The organism is Caldanaerobius fijiensis DSM 17918 (genome assembly GCF_900129075.1).
In the GTDB taxonomy this organism is placed as follows: domain Bacteria; phylum Bacillota; class Thermoanaerobacteria; order Thermoanaerobacterales; family Caldanaerobiaceae; genus Caldanaerobius; species Caldanaerobius fijiensis.
Genome location: NZ_FQVH01000004.1, coordinates 21,565 through 45,176, shown reverse-complemented (window position 1 = coordinate 45,176; position 23,612 = coordinate 21,565). Strand labels below are relative to the sequence as shown.

At 37.4% G+C, this 23,612-nt stretch carries 19 protein-coding genes and 1 pseudogene; 9 read left to right on the top strand and 11 right to left on the bottom strand.

Annotated elements, in window-relative coordinates:
- Positions 1-12: 12 nt before the first annotated feature.
- Positions 13-1,152, bottom strand: a complete 1,140-nt coding sequence (locus tag BUB87_RS03075) for a DUF362 domain-containing protein (RefSeq protein ID WP_073341691.1) — start codon at positions 1,150-1,152, stop codon at positions 13-15.
- A gap of 13 nt (positions 1,153-1,165) precedes the next feature.
- Positions 1,166-1,993 (bottom strand): Cof-type HAD-IIB family hydrolase, encoded by an 828-nt coding sequence (locus BUB87_RS03070; RefSeq protein WP_073341689.1) that lies wholly within the window; start codon positions 1,991-1,993, stop codon positions 1,166-1,168.
- 147 nt (positions 1,994-2,140) lie between these two features.
- Here BUB87_RS03070 and BUB87_RS03065 point away from each other — a divergent pair, with 147 nt between their 5' ends.
- A complete protein-coding gene (locus tag BUB87_RS03065; RefSeq protein WP_073341799.1) occupies positions 2,141-2,566 on the top strand; it encodes a transcriptional regulator PerR in 426 nt (141 codons plus the stop codon).
- Here the strand turns inward: BUB87_RS03065 and BUB87_RS03060 are convergent.
- Positions 2,559-3,740, bottom strand: coding sequence for a pyridoxal phosphate-dependent aminotransferase (locus tag BUB87_RS03060; protein ID WP_073341687.1), 1,182 nt, complete (start codon positions 3,738-3,740; stop codon positions 2,559-2,561). The genes BUB87_RS03065 and BUB87_RS03060 overlap by 8 nt on opposite strands.
- 278 nt (positions 3,741-4,018) lie before the next feature.
- Between BUB87_RS03060 and BUB87_RS03055 the strand changes: the two genes are divergently transcribed.
- Genes BUB87_RS03055 through BUB87_RS14325 form a run of 4 tightly spaced genes read left to right on the top strand, consistent with a single transcriptional unit; the run spans position 4,019 to position 7,484 of the window.
- Complete coding sequence (locus BUB87_RS03055) at positions 4,019-5,365, top strand: radical SAM/SPASM domain-containing protein (RefSeq protein ID WP_159432359.1); 1,347 nt, start codon at positions 4,019-4,021, stop codon at positions 5,363-5,365.
- 32 nt (positions 5,366-5,397) lie between these two features.
- Complete coding sequence (locus tag BUB87_RS14940) at positions 5,398-7,068, top strand: glycosyltransferase family 4 protein (protein WP_073341684.1); 1,671 nt, start codon at positions 5,398-5,400, stop codon at positions 7,066-7,068.
- Positions 7,069-7,120: 52 nt separating this feature from the next.
- Complete coding sequence (locus BUB87_RS14330; RefSeq protein ID WP_159432358.1) at positions 7,121-7,294, top strand: hypothetical protein; 174 nt, start codon at positions 7,121-7,123, stop codon at positions 7,292-7,294.
- Positions 7,295-7,307: 13 nt separating this feature from the next.
- Positions 7,308-7,484: a hypothetical protein gene (locus BUB87_RS14325; RefSeq protein ID WP_159432357.1), complete on the top strand. Its 177-nt coding sequence runs from the start codon at positions 7,308-7,310 to the stop codon at positions 7,482-7,484.
- 150 nt (positions 7,485-7,634) lie between these two features.
- Here the strand turns inward: BUB87_RS14325 and BUB87_RS03045 are convergent.
- The 7 genes and pseudogenes from BUB87_RS03045 to BUB87_RS03015 all read right to left on the bottom strand — a co-directional run.
- Positions 7,635-8,126 (bottom strand): annotated as a pseudogene (locus tag BUB87_RS03045) (MutS-related protein); the annotation flags it as partial.
- 301 nt (positions 8,127-8,427) lie between these two features.
- On the bottom strand, positions 8,428-10,203 hold the full coding sequence (locus BUB87_RS03040) for an ABC transporter ATP-binding protein (RefSeq protein ID WP_073341681.1): 1,776 nt from the start codon (positions 10,201-10,203) through the stop codon (positions 8,428-8,430).
- Positions 10,204-10,214: 11 nt separating this feature from the next.
- On the bottom strand, positions 10,215-11,954 hold the full coding sequence (locus tag BUB87_RS03035; RefSeq protein WP_073341679.1) for an ABC transporter ATP-binding protein: 1,740 nt from the start codon (positions 11,952-11,954) through the stop codon (positions 10,215-10,217).
- A gap of 102 nt (positions 11,955-12,056) precedes the next feature.
- A complete protein-coding gene (locus BUB87_RS03030) occupies positions 12,057-12,374 on the bottom strand; it encodes a GNAT family N-acetyltransferase (protein WP_159432356.1) in 318 nt (105 codons plus the stop codon).
- A gap of 396 nt (positions 12,375-12,770) precedes the next feature.
- Positions 12,771-14,162 carry an NADPH-dependent glutamate synthase gene (gene gltA, locus BUB87_RS03025; RefSeq protein ID WP_073341676.1) on the bottom strand — a complete coding sequence of 464 codons (1,392 nt, stop codon included), beginning with the start codon at positions 14,160-14,162 and terminating at the stop codon, positions 12,771-12,773.
- Positions 14,155-15,009, bottom strand: a complete 855-nt coding sequence (locus tag BUB87_RS03020) for a sulfide/dihydroorotate dehydrogenase-like FAD/NAD-binding protein (RefSeq protein WP_073341674.1) — start codon at positions 15,007-15,009, stop codon at positions 14,155-14,157. The genes gltA and BUB87_RS03020 overlap by 8 nt, the downstream gene beginning before the upstream one ends.
- A gap of 87 nt (positions 15,010-15,096) precedes the next feature.
- Complete coding sequence (locus BUB87_RS03015) at positions 15,097-16,137, bottom strand: zinc-binding dehydrogenase (RefSeq protein WP_200792747.1); 1,041 nt, start codon at positions 16,135-16,137, stop codon at positions 15,097-15,099.
- A gap of 317 nt (positions 16,138-16,454) precedes the next feature.
- Between BUB87_RS03015 and BUB87_RS03010 the strand changes: the two genes are divergently transcribed.
- Genes BUB87_RS03010 through BUB87_RS03000 form a run of 3 tightly spaced genes read left to right on the top strand, consistent with a single transcriptional unit; the run spans position 16,455 to position 20,551 of the window.
- On the top strand, positions 16,455-17,624 hold the full coding sequence (locus tag BUB87_RS03010) for an iron-containing alcohol dehydrogenase (protein ID WP_073341673.1): 1,170 nt from the start codon (positions 16,455-16,457) through the stop codon (positions 17,622-17,624).
- Positions 17,625-17,663: 39 nt separating this feature from the next.
- Complete coding sequence (locus tag BUB87_RS03005; protein ID WP_073341671.1) at positions 17,664-19,355, top strand: [Fe-Fe] hydrogenase large subunit C-terminal domain-containing protein; 1,692 nt, start codon at positions 17,664-17,666, stop codon at positions 19,353-19,355.
- Positions 19,352-20,551 (top strand): PP2C family protein-serine/threonine phosphatase, encoded by a 1,200-nt coding sequence (locus tag BUB87_RS03000; protein WP_073341670.1) that lies wholly within the window; start codon positions 19,352-19,354, stop codon positions 20,549-20,551. The genes BUB87_RS03005 and BUB87_RS03000 overlap by 4 nt, the downstream gene beginning before the upstream one ends.
- Positions 20,552-20,856: 305 nt before the next feature.
- Here BUB87_RS03000 and trpS read toward each other — a convergent pair whose 3' ends face one another.
- Entirely contained in the window at positions 20,857-21,831 is a 975-nt protein-coding gene (trpS, locus tag BUB87_RS02995) for a tryptophan--tRNA ligase (protein ID WP_073341668.1), read from the bottom strand.
- A gap of 155 nt (positions 21,832-21,986) precedes the next feature.
- Between trpS and BUB87_RS02990 the strand changes: the two genes are divergently transcribed.
- On the top strand, positions 21,987-23,609 hold the full coding sequence (locus BUB87_RS02990) for an NAD+ synthase (RefSeq protein ID WP_073341666.1): 1,623 nt from the start codon (positions 21,987-21,989) through the stop codon (positions 23,607-23,609).
- Positions 23,610-23,612: the final 3 nt, after the last annotated feature.

Genomic DNA, 23,612 nt, shown 5'->3' with positions numbered 1-23,612 from the left:
CCATCCTTAAATTTATCGCCTGAACATAAAACGGGATATAAAAGGTTGCCTTATCTCTACAGCTCTATGAGGGCATAATTCCTGACAGCAAAAACATCGAATGCATTTATCGAGATCCACAACAGGCTTTTTGTTTAACATGGATAATGCTCCAGGAGGACAATTGGACACACAAACACCGCAACCCTTGCAACTATTATAGTTAAACTGAGGACGGGGCTTTACATGTTTGTTCAGATACTTTAAGACAAAAGGAGGAATCCTATCCATTAAAGCGAATCCCCTCAATCCAGGCACATCAAAATCTTCAACTGCGACATCTTTTACAGAGCACCCAATAACCTCTATGTTTTCCTTAAGGCCCAATCCCATTCCGTTAGCCCTTGCTACAGTTGGAACTTCGTCAGGTTTTAATCCAATAACAGATATAGCAATTGTATCCAGTGCAAAAGCGCTGGGTGATGCTATAATAAGCCCTACTTTGCGGGGCTTGCCCGCTGAAGGACCATTGCCTTCCATACCAACCACAGCATCCATTATAGACAGGGATGGCTTTATATGTAAACTCAGATCTATTAAAACCTGCGAAAAATCCTTTACATTAGGCATATTTAGATGATATCCAGCTTTGACCATTCCCGGTATAAAGCCAAATAAGTTTTTTACAGCTCCGGTATACACCATCATGCCATGGGTCTTCAATTTAGGCAGAGAAATAATTGCATCACAATCCCTGATCGCTTTCATCAGCGTTACTTGCTTTATGATCTTCCCGTCGGGAATCTTCTCCGTGATTTCACCTGTATCATAGTTGAGCAATGTCCCTGTCCTTTTGGCAACATCAGACATACCTGTCGCACTGTATATGGAACGAAGTAACCTTTCACTAAAAGGCCCACCGGGACTATCACCGATTATCGGTGTCGCACCGGCTTTTTGCACCAATTTAACTACCGCTTCTACCACCGAAGGATGGGTCGTCACCGCGTCGTCAGGCGAATTCTTTTTAAGCAGATTTACTTTTAGAAATACGCGGCTGTCTTTTTTGACGTAATTTTCTATTCCACCAAGGAGTTCAACGGCTTGCGCCACCGCCAGGTCTACATTTTTCTGGTCATAATCCTGACATTTTACAATCGATACTTTATCCATAAATACTCTCCCATTAACTCAACATAAATTTTTCTACCACGTGAGCTATTCCGCCTTCATCATTGGTCGGCGCTATATAATCAGCCCACGGTATAACCCTCTCGTCAGCGTTTCCCATAGCTACTCCCAATCCTGCATATCTAATCATAGATATATCGTTTAAACTATCGCCAACCGCTATTATCTGCTCCTTAGGTATGTCGAGATATTTTGACAAAATCTCAAGCCCCCTCCCCTTGCTCACCCCTTTAACCATTATCTCAAGATTGTTTTTGGCCGATTTAGTTACTTCGAAATCACCACTTTCCTCTATCCTTTTTCTTACCACATTGTCCAGAAAATCCGTATCATCATCACTTACCACAAATTTAACCAGATTATCTTTATATTGAGAAATTACTTCATAAGGATCATCTATAATTTCTATCATCATCCTCTCCTGCGGTGGTAATCTGTCGTTCCAGGTCTTATACAATAGAGAACCATACTTTAACTGTACTGTAAAAAGCCTATCCTCAGTGAAAAAGTGATAGTACAATTTATATTCCCGCGCTATCTCCAGCAACTTTATGACTTCCTCATAGGGCATATAACTCCTGTATATAATGCCATCTTTAGCCGATTTGTAAACAAGAGCACCGTTACACGCTATAACAGCTACATCATCGCCAAACATCCTGACGTATTCATTTATAGCCGGATAAATCCTCCCTGAAGCAAAAGCAATAACAGCACCTTTTTCTTTTGCCTTTTTTAGCGCCTGTATGTTTCTTTCTATAGGCATGCTTTGACTATTTAGAAAAGTTCCATCCATATCCATTGCTATCAACCTGTATCTCATCAAAACACCTCTTTTTCTCTTGCTTTTTTTATTTTAAAATAAAAAACTATTGCGGTCAATTGACAAAAAAACTTTTTTTGCATATAATATTATCACGTAAAGTATATGTTTATTAATAATTACTATTAAAGGAAGATTCGTATGTCGATAGAAGATCTCTCGATTATATTAAAAGAAAAGGGTTTTAAAGTTACACCACAGAGGCTGGCAATATACGATATGTTAAAAAACACTAAATCACACCCGAGCATTGACATGATATACAATAGTTTAAAGGATAACTTCCCGACCATGAGCCTTGCCACAGTGTATAAAACCGTAGATATGTTAAAAAAACTAAATCTGGTACAGGAACTCAATGTAGGAGAAGGAAGTTTTAGATATGATGCCAACGTAGCATCGCATCCCCATGTCATATGTTATAAATGCCACAGGGTTGATGATCTGGAGGATGCTGATTTTGACGACTTGATAGAAAAAGTCAACAAGTTAACTGATTACGATATCAAAAATCAAAAGCTTTATTTCTACGGCTACTGTCCTCAATGCAAGGGAAAGGATACCGCTAAATGACGGTATCCTTCTTTAATTTATCCATAAACGTTTTGATTCTTCTTACAGCTTCCTGAAGATTTTCCATTGATGTGGCATATGCCATTCTCACACAACCCTGTCCATTTTCCCCAAAAGCGCTGCCAGGCACAACTGCTACTTTCGCTTCATGCAAGAGCCTCGTGGCAAATTCTTCTGAGGTAAGGCCGGTTTTTTCTATAGACGGAAACACATAAAAGGCACCCTTGGGCTCAAAACACTCAAAGCCCATGTCCCTCAAGCTATCTAATAAATATCTCCTCCTTCTATCGTATTCAGCTAACATGATCTTTATGTCATCGTCGCCGTTTCGCAAAGCCTCCACAGCAGCGTATTGCCCCATAGTAGCAGCACAGGTCACGTTATACTGATGTACTTTGAGCATCTGTTTCGCCATTCCCTCTGGCGCTGCTATGTAACCTAACCTCCATCCTGTCATGGCATAGGTTTTTGAAAAGCCATTTATCGTGACAGTCCGCTCCCACATACCTGGTATGCTGGCAAAACATGTATGATCAATTCCGTATGTAAGCTCACTGTATATCTCATCAGACACCACAATAAGATCGTGTTTTTTCACGACTTCAGCGATAGCTTCCAGTTGTTCACGGGTCATTATCGCACCTGTAGGATTGTTAGGATACGGTAAAATCAAAACCTTACTCTTATCAGTTATATACCTTTCCAGCACATCGGGCCTTAAAACAAATTCATCCTCAAGATATGTTGGCACATAAACAGGCTTACCACCTGCCAATATGACACAAGGCTTGTAAGCCACAAAGGAAGGCTGTGGTATAAGCACTTCATCGCCCTCTTCTACCAGCGTGCGGATCGCCACATCTATAGCCTGGCTGGCTCCAATGGTCACAATAATCTCTGACTCCGGTTTATATGTAACATCAAAACGCCTTTTTAGATACCTGGATATCTCCTGCCTTAGTTCTAAAAGACCCGCATTGGGCGTATAAAATGTTTTTCCTTCATCAAGGGCTTTTTTCGCTGCTTCATCGATATGTTTAGGTGTGGTAAAATCAGGTTCACCTATGCACAGCGATATAGCTCCTTCCACTTCATTTACCATATTAAAAAAATACCTTATTGTAGAAATCTCAATAGATTTGGCCCTCTGTGCCACATATTTATCGTAATTCAAATATATCCCTCCTTACCTCTCTGATATTTATAAATAATTATACATTATATTTTGAATTTGTTCTACCATTGAATTTTTTAGCTGCAATTTACAATACATCGATTCCAAGAAAGTTTAAATTACGTATCACAATCTTTTTATTGTAGTTGACAAATATAACAATATATGTTATGTTTTTATAAAGTAATTTTATGTGGTAAAAGTATTAAAGCAAAATTTTTACATAAAATAATTTTTGGTGATGTGATATGTTGTTTATATTAAATCCTAAATGGAGGATGAGGAAGGAAAAGGGATATATCTTATTTTATGGAATGAATGATGAAATTGGTGCTGTAGAACGAAAAGCGATAGATCCTATTAAAGCTATAATATTATCTTTATTTAATGGTAAGAATACTTTTGAAGATGTTTATAATATATATTCATATATATTTAATGTAAACTATAATAAGGCACAAGCGGTCGTAGATAGCGTTTTTAATGAATTTCGACAATATTTTGTCGAATTTAATCCATATTATCACTATATAACTTATAACCCGGAAGACTTTATAATTCCTTTAGAGGAAATCGATTTAACAATTGGACGGTTGAGTGCCCCAGTAAGTTTTATTTTCTTATTAACTAATAAATGCTATACCAATTGTATATATTGTTATGCTGAAAAAGCTCCTGTTAAACAAGAAGATCTTTTGACTAAAGAAAGAATTCACTCGCTTTTAGATGAGGCAAAGTCAATAGGTGTTATAAATATTACATTGTCAGGTGGGGATCCTCTGACATATGAAGGCATTTTTGATTTATTAAAGAAAATAAAAGAAAATAATATATATCCATTTTTGTCTACCAAAAAATATATAGATGAGGAAACAGCAATCAAGTTAAAAGATAGTGGAATCGAAAAAATCCAATTAAGTATTGATACTTTAAACGATTTTGTTGCTGAAAAAATAGTTGGTGTTCCAAATTATGCTACACACATGATACAATCTATTAAAAATTTGAATAGAGTGAATATTAAGGTACAAATAAATAGTGTCATAACTTCTGTTAATAAAGATTATGTAAAAGACCTTATATATGGATTGTCCCAGTATGACATAGAGATTTTAAGAATTACTCCATATGGTAAAAGTATATATAGGAACGATGACAGTTATTTTCTTACAAAAAATGATTGCGATAGGATATCGGAAATAATAGAAGAATATAAAAATAAATGTAATAAAATAAAGATAAAATTCAGTGGATTTACCAATTATAATAATAAAACATTAGAGGAATACATGAAAAGATCTAAATGCACAGCAGGCTACGAATCATTTGTTATACATCCGGAGGGCTCAGTGACTCTATGCGAGGAAATGCCCAGAAAACCTGAATTTATAGTTGGCAACGTTAAGAAAAATACACTTATGGATATATGGAATTCTGACGAAATTATAAAACAACTTATACCTCCGAGAGATAAATTTATAGGAACAGCTTGTTATGATTGTTTTGAATTTTTTATTTGTCATGCGGGTTTAGGAAGATGTTTTAGAAATTCATTAAAAGCTTATGGAACAGCATATGCTCCTGCACCTGGTTGCCCCTATGCTCCTGAAGAAGTAAGAATTTAAGTAACAGGTTTAAATTGGGGGAGAGATAATAAATGGTTTATTTGGGACCATATAATTTACTCGAAGATTTCTGTAAAAATGATACTTTTAATATTAATGATTTTCGAGCAAATATTTTTACTTCTATTGATAAAAAAAGATGGACACCTGAATATAATAATATAGAAAAATACAACATTAATGTAGGTATATTGTTACCCGCCAAAGTTTTATTTAAAAACAAAATAGTATATTCTTATCCTAGTATAATAAACGTATATGAAAGTTTTTATTTAGCGATGAAAACATTTTATAATTGCAAGATTATGGATTTAAATGAAGTAGAAAGTCAACCTGATTTAGAAGAGTATGAGAGATTCCTGAAATCTGTAGACATTATGGTCGTTTTTGCTAATACAAACTTTGTTTACGATCTCATAAATATAAGAAATAAATCTGATCTTAAAACAAAATTTATTTTAGTTGCGTTAGGTGCTGTTGCTTCTACAGGATTAGTACACTATGCCAATATGTTGCGAAAAAGCGATATTGTTTGGGTTTCATGTAATGCTGACGAGGAAATATTAAAAAATATTTTTAATGAGATAAAAACAGAAATTATACCGTATGGAATAGATACTAACATTTTTTCGCCTATGGATAAAAAAAGCGATATTATTCGAAAAACAAAATTGGCTTTAGGAATACCAGAAGGTAATTATTTATTAACATATTGCGGGAGAATACATCCAGAGAAAAATATTCATACGCTAATAGAAATATTGGCTGATATAGTTAAAGAAAAAAAGAATATTTTCCTTTGTTTAGCTGGTTCAGTTGACACTGATATATCCGCACCATATTACTTTAAATGCAAAGGTTATTTCAGTTATGTAAAATATCTTATAAAGCAATATAATTTAGGTCATCACGTCATATATGTAGGCCCTCAGCAACAGCGAAATTTGGCTACATTGTATGCTGCATCGGATATAGTTTTAGATTTATCAATAAATCCCACAGAAAATTTTGGTTTTGTGCCAGTCGAAGCCATGGCCTGTGGAACACCTGTGGTTTGTTCCAAAATCGGTGGCATAAAAGATACAGTTATAGATGGTCAAACAGGCTTTTTGATCGACACCATATTTTCGCCTTATGGTATTAATATAGATAGATATATGGCTATAGAAAAAATAAAATTATTGCTCAACAATGAAAACATGAAATTAAAATTTAGCGAAAATGCTGTTGCAAGAAGCAAATTTTTTGGATTGCCAAATCAGTTTGCGAAAATAAAGCATTCAATCAATAATTTATTTATTGATTCTGATAAAACCTTATGCACATTGAGCGATAAAGGATTAATTCTAAAAAAGAGATTTGATAAAGATTATGGTGATGCAAATAAAATATCATATGAAACTACAAAGATGTTAACAAAATATTATGTTTCTAAAATTGTTGATAGTCTGAATGTTCTTCCCAATATGTTTAAAATTAAACTATTAACGCATTACGAAATAATAAAAAAAGGATCTGATATTTATTTATATATAAAAGATCCCACTTGGGCTCGCAAATATAAATTGAATGAACAAGAAACTGTTTTTTTGCAATCGATTAAAAATGATAGATTTTATAACCTAAGGGATTTTGATGCTAATGAAATTGCCTTTCTAAAAGAGTTAAATAATGAGGGTATAATTTATATTGAATTTATTTAAATTTATGTAAAAGCATATGCCATTATAATATTATACGGAGGAGGTATACAGTATGAGTTTAGAAGAACTCAAAAAATCAATAAATAATTCTAATTTAGATAATACAAAAATAGACGAATACATAAGTAATAGCGATACCTGTACATCCTGCAGTAATTCTTGCCAGGGTGGTTGTTCAGCTGGTTGTGTTAATGGTGGAACAAACGGAAGTTTATCAAAAAAATAGGAGGTTGTAATCTATGGACTATGATAATTTAGATAAATTAAAAGATGCTATTAACTGCAATAAATTAAATGATGTTATAGCAGATAAAGAAAAAGTCGATAAAGATAATATTATCACACCACTTTGTACACAATGTTCTAATTCTTGTATGCCAAACTGCTCACCAGGTTGCATTAATGGTGGGCAATAATATGTTTATATTAAGCTAGTCGGCATATGCTTTTGCATATTTTAATTATCAATTTTTGTACCCCTTCCCAAATTTCTATTTGCTTACTGAATTTTATATCAATCCACGTTTTTTTAGTAGACCGTTTATCTGTTCAAAACTTATCCCATATTAATCTGCAATATCCCTGGCAAAACTCATCCCTTGAGGCGGACTGGGTACGATTTTATAGGTTCTTTTAGATTTCGCCATACCCCTTTCTAGTCCTGCTACCATACTTATCAGCTTACTATCTCCTTCTACATCTGCATTTATTTTATCTACCCGTGCGGCCAGTTCGTGGAGATGAGTTGCAAAAACCATCCTGTCACCTAATAATCTTACCGCCTTCACTATATCCTCTGCCAGATAAAGGCTTTCACCGGGACTGGTACTGACAAAAGATTCATTCATAAGTATAAGGCTGTACCTCGTCGCGCTCTCAAATATCTCCGCAAGTCTTTTGCACTCTTCTGCCAATCTTCCTTCTTTTATATTGAAGGTTTCTTCGACTGGAAAATGAGTATACACATTGTCTACCGGACTTATTTGTGCTTCACATCCCGGTATAAAAAGGCCTGCTTGCATAAGGATTTGTACCAGTCCTATAGCCTTAGTATAAGTGGTCTTACCTCCCCTTTTTCCACTATATTCCCTCCGCTTAAAACCAGGATTCTATCGGCAATCCGTGCTGACCCCAATCTGTGTGAAATCAATATCCCTGTTTTACCTTGCATGAGATCAATAAAATCCTTATATGGCTTAGAAATACTGCCCAGGATACAACCTCCTTAAACCCCTGTATCCCCACACCGGCATTTAAAATGAGTTTGTTGACCAATTGACCGATAATCCATGTCTCCATCGCCGGTATAAAAGCAAAAAGAACACGAATAATTAAAATAAGCAGAGAATAACTTCTCGCTTAGCGAAAAACCGCAGCTTCGCGGTTGGCATTTTCCGTTTTCACCTTGGAATTGTAAAGCTTGTAAAACGTCCCCTGCTTCCCCAAAAGTTCTTCAAAATTTCCCTGCTCTGCGATTTTACCGTCATCTACTACAAGTACTCTATCCGCGTATGCGGTTGTGGACAATCGATGGGTTATCAAAATTATGGTCTTTTCTTTATACAAATTCTTGAGGGATATTAAGATGTGTTTTTCGGTTTCTGCATCCAGAGCTGATAAAGCCTCGTCTAATAATATTATCGGTGCATCTTTTAATAGAGCTCTGGCTATGCTTATCCTCTGCTTCTGGCCTCCGGATAAGGAGCTGCCTCTTTCACTTACCCTGGTGTCAAGGCCCTCGGGAAGGCTTGATATAAACTCATAAAGTCCTGCTGCCTTCACCGCTTCATATATCTCATCTTCTGTAGCGTCCTCCTTACCCAAAACGATGTTATCCCTTATGGTACCTGTAAAAAGCACCGTATCCTGGTGGACATAAGCTATTTTACTTCTTAACTCATCAACATTATACTCTCTTATATCTTTGCCCTGTAAAAGTATTACTCCTTCGCAAGGATCGTAAAACCGCATAAGAAGCCTAAAAATTGTACTCTTACCTATTCCGCTCTCCCCTACAATACATACCTTTTCTCCTTTTTGAATACTAAAGGATAGATCATTCAGCACCATATCTTTATCATACTTAAAATCCACACCGCAAAACCAGATATATTCATTTTGTTTTTCTTTAACATCTTTATAACTTGCCTTTTGTACTATGCCTGTCTCCTTTTCCAGCCCTATTATCTCAAAGACCCTTTCAGCAGATGCCATGGCCATTACCAAACTGGTGAGCATATAGGACATCTGCAAAAATGGTGATATCATGTTTGAGCTCAGCTGTATAAAAGCTATAAGGGTTCCCGGGGTCATACTCTTTTTATATATATAATATCCACCGATTCCGTATAAAGCGATTTTAGACAAATCTTTTATCCACGCAGAGGATAAAACATTATACCTGTTTATTAGTTCAATTTTAAACTGGAAATCAAATAACCGCTGCCATCTATATCTAACTCTATTTACTATATCACGCTGTACGTTATAAGCTTTTATGAAGTTATAATTGGCCAGCGCCTCCTGGGTATCGCTTAGTGCTTCTGATTCAGCCTGCATTCTTTCATTTATGATTTTGCGCATCCTGCTGCCAAATATGGTCCCTACCGTGAGGAGCAGAGGCCCTACCCCAAGACTTATGAGAGCAAGAATGGTATTCATCCTGTATAGATATATAAATGAACCTATAGCTATAATTACATTTGTTATATAACCTATGGTAATATGCGAAAGTACACCGGGAGCGTTGGTGGCTTCGTTTAAAATCCTGTTTTCTATATCCCCTGTCCTATATTTGGATATTTCTTTGTATTTTGATGTAAGGTAACTTTCCATCATTTTTGTCCGGATCTTGTTAGCAGACCTGGCATTAAATAGATCCAAAATGTATTGCTGCGCTGAATCTATTATTATACTTAGAAAAAAGAAAAAGATAAAAAGGGCCAACTCTCTTGTAAATTTATTCATATCTTTGCCCACAGCAAAGTCCACTGCCTTTTTTGAATAATCGGCCATGCTGATGTTTGCATAGGTTAAAAGAAAGGATAGGAGCAAAGCACACATTATTAAAACGTACCATGGGCTGGATATCTTGAATAATTGCATATAAATCCTTAAATAGTTCCTTCTTTTCATAACAACCTCTCCTAGGCCAGATTTTCATCAAGGGTATTTAAACCATACATTCGGGCGTAAAGGCCGTCAGTATTGATAAGTTGCATATGGCTACCCTGTTCCACTATATTTCCGTCCTGCAGAACAATTATCCTGTCATAATCTTTTACAAAAGAAAGCCTGTGGGATATGGCGATCACCGCCTTGTTAGCCGAGATCTTATTCAGGGCTTGATATAATTGATATTCGGCGTTGGCGTCAAGGGCCGCTGTGGCTTCATCCAGCATAATTACTTTCGCATCCTTTAAAAAAGCCCTGGCTATACCAAGCCTTTGCCTCTGTCCTCCCGATAGCTGCATACCTTTTTCCCCTATGGTTGTCTGATAACCTTGAGGTAGGCTCATTATAAAATCATACAGACCGGCGGCCTTGACGGCCCGATCTATTTCCTCTCCTGTAGCGTCAGGTTTCACAAGCTTTAAATTATCCATAATCGTACCTGTAAATACCGCGGTATCCTGCAACACTACAGCCAATTCATCCCTCAACTCTTTGTAATCATAATTTCTTAAATTCTTGCCTTTGTAATATATGTTGCCATTATCCGGTTCATAAAAGCGAAGTATCAGACTTAACACAGTGCTTTTGCCCGAACCGCTGGGACCTACAATGGCTACTTTTTCCCCGGCTTTTACTGAAAAGGATACCCCTTTGAGCACAGGCTTTTCACTGGAATATCCGAACCACACATTGTCAAATCTCAAAAGGTCACTCTCAGCGCCGCTATCTTTATAATTGCTGGTATCATCTTGCTCCTGTGGTATATTTAGCGCTTCAAAGAACCTCCGGGCAGAAACGTTTACCTTTATGAGGTCTGTCCACGAAGAAAACAACCTCTCCATGGTACCTGATATATTCTCGCTGAGTACAATAAAAGCGGTGAACATACCTACAGAGATGGTACCCTTGATTATATATATGCCTCCCAGTGCGTAGAGAAGTATATAAAACCCTCTGTTAATAAATGCTGTCAGTACACCGTACAATGCCTTTAAAAGCCTGTTGTACATGTAATATTTTAAATATTTATTCCAGTACGCTGCAAATCTTTCCATAGCCTTTTCTGTATAGGTATAGGATTTTATTATATCCACATTCATTAATACATCCTGTGAATAGGCGTTGGCATCAGCAAGAGCGGCCTGAGTTTTCTCTGATGAGGCCGATATAGGCCTATCTGCTATCCTGCCCATTAACAACGTGGACAAGGCAAATATAAGACATACAAAGGTCAGTATCCAGTTTAAACTCACCAGGTAAATGATTGAAACCACCAGGAGAGTTATATTGGTTATTATTTGATCAATAATGCCGAAGATACCTATTATAGCCCTATCTATATCGTTATCAATTACGGTTATCAGCTCGCCCGAGTGATATACTGAATAGGCTCTATTGGTGGAAAACATTAAAGACTTAAAAACGGCGGCCTTTATATCTACATCAAGCCCCAGCATGTATTTTACAACTATCATATAATGCAAAAAGTCAAGAAAAGATCGCAGCATATAAATTAGAGCGCCAATTTTAAGGGCGTATACAAAATTTAAGAATTCTTTTCCCAAGGCTGAGTCTATCATTTCCTGGGAATATTTTACGACTGTTACACCCAGTACCGACATAAATACGGCTAATATCAAAGCCAATAAAAACAGATAATTCTTACCCCTACCATATTTATAAATTTTTTTAAGATTATCTACAACCTCCATTTTCTAAGTTCACTCCTTAACTTTCACTTAATACCATACATGAAAGATACGGTTACACAGTCTCAAAAACGAGATGCTCTCTTTTTCTTTATCCATACTTAATTACTCCTTTACATAAGCCTCAACATAGTATACTTCTCTACAGCATATAAACCCTGCTTTTTGTGCAACTCTTGCAGAAACAGAATCTCTAGCATTGCTATAATACGGAATCTTTCCTTGAGTAAGCTTATCCAATGCATATACTCTAACTATCTGTGTGCCCAGCCCCTTATTCCTAAGATGCGGTTTTATATAAATAAAATCCACATCCCAGATATTTAAATACGCTGGCGCACATGATAAATATCCTAATATTTCATCATTATCTATTAATGCATATATTTCGCCCTCTCCTTCTTCTACAAAAATATTGAACAATTGCTGCAATGTAGGGCGATTGGTAACCTTTTCATCAGTGAACCTACTCCATTCTATAGAGGATGGAGCTTCCTACTTCATTGACCGTTGTCTGCTGTTATTCAAGTAAATGCTATTACTATTTTAAGCATACCCCATACCACAAATTTGTCAATAAGGATTTTTTGATATTTTATGTCGTTTATTGTCACTTGCTCGACATTATGGGCAGTCTGCATCAAGTACAAGCTTGCAATTCTTTTTTGTTTTATTCATCTCTAACAAAGGTTACAACAGTTCTAGGTAAAAAAAGACCTGTCTATACAAACTATAGACAGGTCTTTTTACTACCTGAAGTTTAAATTTAAAAAATAAGGATTTATTAGAGCGCCTTACGGCTCTTTTTTCACTTTTTTATCACTTATTGCTAAGATATTCATGTATAGCAGCAGCTGCTTTCTTACCGGCACCCATAGCCAGGATAACTGTTGCGGCTCCTGTTACAGCGTCACCGCCAGCATATACGCCTTTACGGCTGGTTTCCATGGTTTCCTCATTGACGATTATTCCGCCCCACTTTTGTTTATCAAGGCCCTCTGTCGTGGATGTGATAAGAGGATTGGGGCTCTGACCTATCGCTATAATGACCGTCTCCACATCTATCACATGCTCTGAACCCTTTTCAGGTATAGGTCTTCTCCTTCCTGATTCGTCAGGCTCGCCTAGAGCCATTTTCACACACTCTATACCTTTTACATAGCCATTTTCGTCGCCTATTATTCTCACAGGATTTGTTAAAAGCTTAAATATAATCCCTTCCTCTTTGGCATGGTAAATTTCTTCTAACCTTGCGGGCATTTCCTCCTCTGAACGCCTGTATACAATATATACTTCTTCAGCTCCCATGCGCTTGGCAGACCTGGCTGCATCCATAGCCACATTGCCACCGCCTACAACGGCAACCTTTTTACCTACCTTAACAGGCGTGGGGTGATTCGGGAAATCATAGGCTTTCATCAAATTAATTCTGGTCAAAAATTCATTGGCGGAATAAACTCCGTTTAAATTTTCACCTGGGATACCCATAAACTTTGGCAATCCTGCACCTGTACCAATAAAGACCGCCTCATACCCCATATCAAACAGATCGTCAATCGTAAGTATCTTCCCTATTACCATGTTTGTCTCTATTTTGACGCCCATCCTTTTTAACGAATCTATTTCCCTCTGCACAATCTCTTTGGGCAATCTGAACTCAGGAATTCCATACATAAGAACGCCGCCCGGGGTATGAAGGGCCTCAAATACGGTCACCTCGTATCCCAATTTAGCAAGATCCCCTGCACATGTGAGTCCAGCAGGACCTGAGCCTATTATAGCTACCTTCTTGCCATTCTTAGCCGGCAAATCTATTTCGTCAACTCCATTTTTCATATGCCAATCGGCTACAAATCTTTCAAGTCTTCCTATAGCCACAGGTTCTCCCTTTTTACCTCTAGTACAAAGGGATTCACACTGGCTCTCCTGAGGGCATACCCTTCCGCATATGGCAGGCAAGCTATTGGTTTCTTTAATTTTCTGATATGCACCTTCAAAATCTCCCTGTGTTATAAGCTTAATGAATTGAGGAATCTGCACATGTACAGGACAGCCATTAACACAAGGCTGATTTTTGCACTGTATGCACCTTTCGGCTTCCTCTATCGCCATCTTTTCATCATAGCCCAGCGCAACTTCCTTAAAGTTTTTGTTCCTTATATCAGGATCCTGCTCAGGCATTGGCACTTTTTTTGTCGACATATTAGCCATTTAAGATACCCCCTAACTTGCACTGATGTTCGTATTCTTCCAATGCTTTCTTTTCCATATCTTTATACATTGCCTGCCTTCTCATGGCTTCATCAAAATCCACCTTATGTCCGTCAAACGCCGGCCCATCAACACAAGCAAATTTTATTTCGCCACCAACAGATACCCTGCAACCTCCACACATACCTGTTCCATCTATCATAATGGGATTCATACTCACCATCGTAGGTATATTATATTCCTTAGTAATCTGGCAGACCATCTTCATCATGATCAATGGACCTATAGCTATGACTTCATCGTATTTATTGCCATTATTAAGAAGTTCTTTTAGTACATCTGTTACAAAGCCCTTGCGCCCCTTGCTGCCATCATCCGTAGTGATATAAAGATTATCGCTGACAGCCCTCATTTCATCTTCCAGTATCACGTATTCAGACGATCTGCCTCCAATTATGCTATCTATCTTAACTCCATTTTTATGGAGCATTTTTACCTTGGGATATAATGGCGCCACTCCAACGCCGCCCCCTATAGCCAAAACTCGTTTAACATCAGGAGAAAACTCTACAGGTACGCCAAGGGGACCTACAAAATCATGCAACCTATCGCCCACATTTAATTTACCTAATGCCTTTGTACTCATGCCTACCTCTTGAAATATGATAGTAATAGTGCCTTTTTCGGCATTATAGTCCGCTATGGTAAGGGGGATACGTTCGCCATTTTCATTTACCCTCACTATGACAAACTGCCCTGGTTTTGCTTTCTTTGCCATGAGCGGAGAATTTATAACCATCAACTTTACAGTAGGATTCAATTGCCTTTTTTCTAAGATCTCATTCATGATCCATGCTACACCTCCATGTATATGATAACAGAATTATGCCTGGTTGTACACCAGGCATACAATAATTATTTTTTTGACAATATACTAGGGTTTTAACACTACCTTCAGAGCATTATCTATTTTCTTATCAAATACCTCGTAAGCTTTTAATGCATCCTCCAGCGGGAAAGTATGAGTAATAAGGCTTCTTAAATTTATCTTCTTGCCTTTTATAAGTTGTATCAGTTCAGGTATCCTGTTTGCATTAACCAAACCCCAGGATAACGTGATGTTCTTATCCCACAGCTTTTCCAGCGGTAACTCAACAGGTTTTGAAAATACTCCCACCAGTGATACCCTTCCGCCTGGTCTGACAAGACTCATAGCGGTTTCATAACTGGATGTACCACCTACACACTCTATTACCACGTCAGCGCCTCTGCCATCGGTCAACTCTTTTATTTTCTGTACAGGGTCTTCATTTGCCGAAAGAACTACATCGTCAGCTCCCAGTTCTCTAGCAGCTTCAAGCCTTCCAAAATTTCTTCTTCCTACCGCTATAATTCTTGATGGTCCAAATAATTTTGCAGACGCTATAGCGCACAAACCAACAGGACCCGCACCCACGATAGCCACTACATCACCAGGTTTTATCCGAGCATTTTCTACACCAAAATATGCTGTAGAGAGTATGTCTCCTACAAATAATACGTCTTCATCCTCCAATTCATCGGGAATTAGATGCATACCCATATCGGCATACGGAACCCTCACGTATTCTGCCTGGGCACCATCTAAGACATTTCCAAATAACCATCCACCATCTACGCAGTGAGCGTATGTTCCTTCCTTACAGTAAAAACACGTACCACACTGTGTTATACAAGACACTGCTACTCTATCACCAGGTTTAAATTTGGAAACCTGTGCGCCTACTTGCTCAACAACACCCACAAATTCGTGGCCTATAATCAATCCCGGCTTTACAGGATACTCTCCATGCAGTATGTGAAGATCTGTTCCGCAAATCGTAGAAGTAGTAACTTTCACAATCGCATCTGTTGGTTTTACTATCTGTGGTTTATCTACCTCCTCAACCCTTATGTCTTCTGGAGCATGAAACACTACTGCCTTCATTTTCGCCATTTTCTGTTCCTCCTTCAAAATTCCCTATTGTTAATTACTAACATGCAATATATTTGTATTCTAAATTATGGATACTGTGTTCTGTATCCATAATTTTTTGTAATTCAATTATACAATAATGTTATTTTGTTGTCAATATAATATTTATATATAATTAAATCTTGTAACTCGTTATATGGTATATAATGCTAAAATACTGAATTTATCAACTTCGATCGCCAATAAAAACCAGAGAAGCGTCATAAAATATTGACATATTATAGACAATCTTTTATAATATTTTTTGAATTCTATAAAATATTGAAAGGGGATATATTATGAATTGGTTTAGAATTCCCGGTGACATTGTATTTGGTAAAGGGTCATTGGAGTATTTAAAGCAAATCAAAGGTAAAAAGGCGATAATAGTTACCGGTGGCAGTTCTATGCAAAAATTTGGCTTTTTAGACAAAGTTAAGGAATATTTAAAAAGCAATGATATTGAAATCAAAATATTTGAAGGCGTAGAACCTGACCCGTCTGTAGAAACCGTCATGAAGGGTGCTCAAGCTATGAGAGAATTTGAGCCAGACCTTATAATTGCTATAGGTGGCGGTTCACCAATAGATGCAGCTAAAGCTATGTGGGTCTTTTATGAATATCCAAATCTCACTTTTGATGACATAAAAAAACCATTCTCAATACCTCAGCTTCGAAACAAAGCCAAATTTATAGCAATTCCATCGACCAGCGGTACAGCTACCGAGGTTACGGCTTTTTCGGTCATCACCGATTATTCAACCAAGATAAAATATCCTTTAGCTGACTACAATATTACTCCTGACGTAGCTATTGTAGATCCCCAGCTGCCCATGACAATGCCTGCAAAATTAACCGCGCATACCGGTATGGACGCATTAACTCACGCCATTGAAGCATATGTAGCTACACTTCACACGCCTTTTACGGACCCTCTGGCGCTTCAAGCGATTGATATGATATTTTCCAACTTAAAAAAATCTTATGATGAAGGCGACGAATATTCAAGAGAGCAAATGCATATTGCCCAGTGCTTGGCAGGTATGGCATTTTCCAATGCGCTTTTAGGAATAACTCACAGTATAGCTCACAAAATTGGTGCTCAATTCGGAATACCTCATGGCTGTGCAAATGCAATTCTGCTGCCTTACGTAATACAGTTTAACGCAAAAGAAAGCGCAGCAAGATACGCGAAAATCGCCCGGTATATAGATTTAAAAGGCAATAATGACCAAGAACTTACAAATGCTCTTATTGCTAAAATAAGGGAATTAAATAAGCAGTTGAATATTCCGTCTACATTAAAAGAATACGGTGTTTCAGAGGATTACTTCAAAGGCCATCTTGATTTCATTGCCGAAAATGCTGTAGCAGATCCGTGCACAGACAGCAATCCAAGAAAGATAAATGTTGACGAAATGAAGAAGCTTATTACATGTGCCTACTACGGTGAAAATGTGACATTCTAATTTATTTTATCTTTTAAAGTCCGGCGAAAGGTGGTTTCAATGGGTTACATCAACTTTGCAAAAGCTAACTGTAAAAACTGCTATAAATGCATACGTGTATGTCCGGTTAAAGCTATAAAAATAAACAATGATCAAGCAGAAATCGTAGAAGAATTATGTATAGCCTGTGGTCAATGCTTATTAAATTGCCCCCAAAATGCCAAGACCATAAAAAGCGATAGGCCTCTAGTAGAATCTTTTATAAAAAACGGATATCTTACTGCAGTTAGCTTAGCACCATCTTTTGCCGGCCTTTTTAATTTCTCCCCTCTCAAATTAATCACTGCATTGAAAAAGTTAGGTTTTAATTGGGTTGGTGAAACTTCCGTAGGCGCTGATATTATCGCAAAATCATATGAAAAAATTTACAATAGTTCAGAGTGGGATATAGCCATTACCACAGCATGTCCTTCCGTAAACCTATACTTTCAAAAGTATCATCCCGACCTATTAAAATATCTGATACCCGTAGCCTCTCCAATGATAGCCCATGGAAGGTATATAAAAGAACTGTTAGGCAAGGACACAAAAGTAATATTTATAGGACCATGTCTGGCCAAAAAAGTAGAAGCCAACGATGCTGGTTCTATTGATGCGGTATTGAGTTTTGAAGACCTGCTAACCTGGATTTGCGATGAAAAGATAGACGTGGAAAATTTAGATGAAAGTCCGTTGGATAATTATAGCACTCCTGTCGCCAGCAATTACCCTATAAGGGGCTTATCATATAATACGATCAAAAACAAATCAAAAAAACGCCAACATATCACTGTAAGCGGCATAGATCAAATAAACCAATTAATCCAGGCAATAAAAACAGGTCAATTAAGCAATTGCTGGATTGAAGCTACTGCATGCAAAGAAAGCTGTATTGAAGGACCTGGTATGCCCAAAAATAGCAATGTCATTATGGTCGAAGAGAGAATACGCAACTACGCAAAAAACAAACGCACCTACAAAGATGTAAAAGAATACACTACAAAAGTATTTCAGCACTATCCCAGAATCAAATTGAATTTAACAATACCCTCTGAAGAAGAAATAAGAAGCATATTAAAGAAAATAGGAAAAAATACAGAAAAAGAAGAATTAAACTGTGGTGCCTGTGGCTACAACTCGTGCAAAGAAAAAGCTATAGCTGTGTACAATGGTATAGCAAATCTCTACATGTGTCTCCCCTATATGCGCTCAAAAGCGGAGTCATTGGCTGAAACCGTATTGAAGACAACTCCTAATGGTATTATTGTGGCAGATGAAAATTTAGATATATTAGAAATGAACAAAGCAGCATTTCAGATGTTTTATTTAAATGAAAATAAAATCAAAGGCTTAAATATTTCAAATATAATGGATGCTGACTATTACTTGCAAGTTTTAAAAAGCAATAAAAATATAAAAGAAAAGATAATCCATCTACCCAATTATGATATTATAGTTAAACTTAGTATATACTATTTAAAAGATGAGCACTTACTTATAGGCATATATACTGATATAACAGAAAAAATTAATGAAGAAAAAGCCAAAATTGAATTAAAGAAAAAAACAGCTGAAATGGCTCAGAAAGTCATTTTAAAACAGATGACCATCGCACAGGAAATAGCCAGCTTATTAGGTGAAACCACCGCTGAAACCAGAGTCATGTTAACAAAGCTTATAGATCTTTTACAAGGCAGTGATGATGTGATATGAAATACTTTTTTGATTATGGCATTGCTTCATTAAATAAAATAGGTGAGCATATATGTGGAGACGTTGTGGAAATAGTGAAAAAATCTGATAAATTAGATATAGTAATATCTGACGGCCTCGGCAGCGGCATCAAAGCCAATATACTTGCATCACTTACTACTAAAATTGTTTTTACAATGCTGAAAGAAGGCAGCAATATTTCTGATGTTATCGATACTTTAACCCAAACACTCCCCATAAACCGCGAAAAAGGCATCGCCTATTCAACTTTTACTATTCTGGATATTGATGAATCTAACACCGTTTATATTACTGAATATGAAAACCCTAAAATCATATTCATTAGAAATAATAAATTGGTGAATCTTATGCCATCATCAAAAAACATCAATGGCAAAATTATACGCCAGTATAGCTTTCCTCTAAAATTAGGCGATACCTTTATCATTATGAGTGATGGGATTGTAGGAGCCGGAAAAGGAAAAATAACAAATACCAGATGGCAATGGCATGATATAGCCCATTATGCAGTACATCTGTGTTCCCATGATTATTCTGCACAAAAAATCGCCAACATTTTACTGACGATCAGCAACAACTACTATGAAGAAAGTCCTCAAGATGATATGACGGTTGTTGCAATCAAAGTCAAAAAACCACAGCGGGTTAATGTCTTAATATGTCCCCCTCAAAATCAGAACGATGATGAACTAGTTGTAAAAAATTTTATGAAAGACAATAAAGATCCTATAAAAAGAATTGTATGCGGTGGTTCTACTGCTCAGATGGTTTGTAGAGTTCTAGAGAAAAAACTTCATAATGACGACAGGATATATGATCCTGAAGTTCCACCTATATCATTTATATCAGGTATTGACTTAGTAACAGAAGGGTTGTTAACTTTAGATAGAGTCGTAAAAATCATAAGAGAATTCCACAAAAATCCCTTAAATAATATAAACTTTAACAAACAGGATGCCGCAACACAGATGGCAAAAATACTATTGGACGATGCCACTCACATAAACTTTTTTATCGGTAAAGCCGAAAATCCACAGCACAAAGACTTCTATATATCAAAACATGAACTCATAAAGCAATTGATCGATTTGCTTATCACTGCATGGGTCTACTTTTTCTATCGCATACACCATCGCACTGGAGAAAATATCCCCTCTTCTGTCTTTCCCACCTGAACTTACCCTCTGAGCCGTGTAAAGCATGTCGCTCATGAGGCATGAGATATATCCCTAACTCTTCCATAGGTTTACAACATTTTCTGCCGCACAATAGACCACAATCTCCACCATCTTTTAGCGGAGATATATCAAGTAATCTGTATGCCCTTTTAAACAACCTGCGGTATTTATATGACAGAACCTTTCTCTTATAAGAATCCCTCCGAATGCTTTGCAGCAACAAAATCCCTCCTTTAGCTAGGTAAAATCAAAGGACTTTGCAACCTTTATCAAATCAGACTTGCAAAGCCCTTTACCTGAATTTATCTTAGTCCCATCTTCTCTTGAACACGCCTTAAGGTTTTTTCAGCAATAACTCCTGCCCTCTGGGCACCTTCAGATAAGACTACCCTTATCTCTTCTTCAGATAATGCGTAATACCTATCCTGTATGCCTTTCAACGTATTTACAGTGACCTCTACCAGATCCTTCTTAAGAGCACCATAGCCTTTGCCCTCATACTGTGCCACCACTTCATCGACGCTCTGGCCTGTCTGCACGCTCATAAGCGATATAAGGTTGCTGAGCCCCGGTTTATTTTCGGGGTCAAAATATATTCTGTTTTCCGAATCGGTAACAGCCCTCATGATCTTCTTTTTCACTTTATCGGGCGTGTCCAGAAGGGATATGCGGCCCATTTCATCCTCTTCGCTTTTGCTCATCTTTTTAGTAGGGTTAGTTAGTGACATTATCCTGGCACCTATTTTTCCTATAAGGGGCTCGGGAACCACAAAGGTTTCACCGTATCTATTATTAAAGCGCTGCGCTATATCCCTGGTAAGCTCAAGATGTTGCTTTTGGTCTGCCCCTACAGGCACATAATTTGTATCGTAAAGCAGTATATCTGCCGCCATAAGATCCGGATATGTGAAAAGCCCTACAGATACATTCTCCTTGCCTCTGCTTTTATCCTTAAACTGAGTCATGCGGCTCAATTCCCCAAAGTACGTCATGCATTCCAAAAGCCACGCCAGTTCACTATGTGCTGGCACGTAGGATTGGACAAAGATAGTGACTTTAGATGGATCCAATCCAACAGCCAGATATAATCCTGCCAGCTGTATTACTTTTTTCTTTAGCTCCACAGGATCCTGAGGTACCGTAAGGGCGTGAAGATCAACAACGCAAAAAAAACATTCATGCTGATCCTGTAATTCTACAAATTGCTTTAGTGCCCCCAGATAATTTCCAATATGTATATCACCAGTCGGCTGTACTCCTGAAAAAACTCTTGCCAATGCGCTTCAACTCCTTAGTCTCGTCTCAATTATTCTATATCTCTTATTATATCACAAAATATACACTGATACGTAATTGTTTTTCTCCTTTTTTATATTCTAAATTTGTGCTAAAATAAAGTTTAATAAGAAGAAACTGATGAGGAGCGATTAAGATGAAAGTTGCCATAGGACAGATCAATCCAACCGTAGGCGATCTGGTTGGAAATGCTAATAAAATAATTGAATATGTAGAAAATGCCAAAACAAAAGGTGCTGAACTTATTGTTTTTCCAGAACTTTCAGTTATCGGCTATCCACCAAAAGATCTTTTATACAATCCCGATTTTCTACATCATGTAGAAATAGTATTAAACGATATCGTCAACAAAATACACGATATATACGCGATTATTGGCGTAGTAACAACGACAGGTGATGGCTTTTTGCGCAATTCAGCAGTACTAGTTCGTGATGGAAGGATAGTCGATAAAGCCGATAAAACCCTTCTGCCGAACTATGATGTATTTGATGAGTCGCGCTATTTTATTCCATCAAATAACATACACTGTATAAACATCAAAGGTTTGAAAGTCGGTGTAAGCATATGTGAGGATATATGGAATGATAAAGACTTTTGGGAGCGTCCGCGATATAATATCGATGTGACAGAAGAACTGGTAAAAGAAGACCCCGCTTTCTTCATCAATATATCCGCATCGCCTTATAATTATAAAAAATACGAACTGCGCTCTCATATGATCTCAAAAATCGCTGAAAAATACCATAAACCTATAATATATGTAAATCAGGTAGGTGGAAATGACGAGCTTTTATTTGATGGTTCTAGCTTTGTGGTAAACGCAAAAGGCGACATTACAGTACAAGCCGGATCCTTTAAAGAAGACTTCATGGTCTTCGATATAGAAAACCTGGATAACGGCGAATGCATAAATGTAAATGAAGATATATCATGGATATACAATGCATTGGTAATGGGCATCAAGGACTATACAGCCAAAACGGGATTCAAAAAAGTAGCCATAGGCTTGAGCGGTGGTATAGACTCAGCCGTAACATGCTGTCTCGCCGTTGAAGCATTGGGCAAAGAAAATGTCCTCGGCGTATCAATGCCATCCAGATATTCATCAGAAGGAAGTAAAAGCGATGCCAGAATACTGGCAGAAAATCTGGGAATTGAATTTAGGACATATCCTATCGAAGATGTTTTTAAGGCCTATTTAAAAGTATTTAACGGAGACGGGGAACCTTTAAAAGATCTGGCAGAAGAAAATATACAAGCGAGGATAAGGGGCAATTACCTTATGTTCTTATCCAATCGCGAAAACAGGCTGGTCCTCACCACAGGGAATAAATCGGAACTGGCCATGGGATATTGTACGCTATACGGTGATATGGCAGGGGGGTTAGCTGTCATATCGGATGTCCCGAAAACCATGGTCTATGAACTGGCCCGGTATATAAATAGAGATCGCCAGATTATACCCGAGTCCACATTGACAAAGCCACCTTCTGCTGAATTAAGGCCAGACCAAAAGGATGTGGACTCATTGCCTCCCTATGAGATACTTGACGTTATACTGAAGGCATACATAGAAGATGAAAAATCCATTGATGAAATAGTCAGCATGGGTTATTCTGAAGATCTGGTAAGGGACATCATGAAAAAGGTCAACAGAGCAGAATACAAGAGAAGACAGGCCGCCCCTGGACTCAAAGTCACCACAAAAGCCTTTGGAATAGGAAGAAGAATGCCTATAGCCCAAAGATGGCTATAGGCT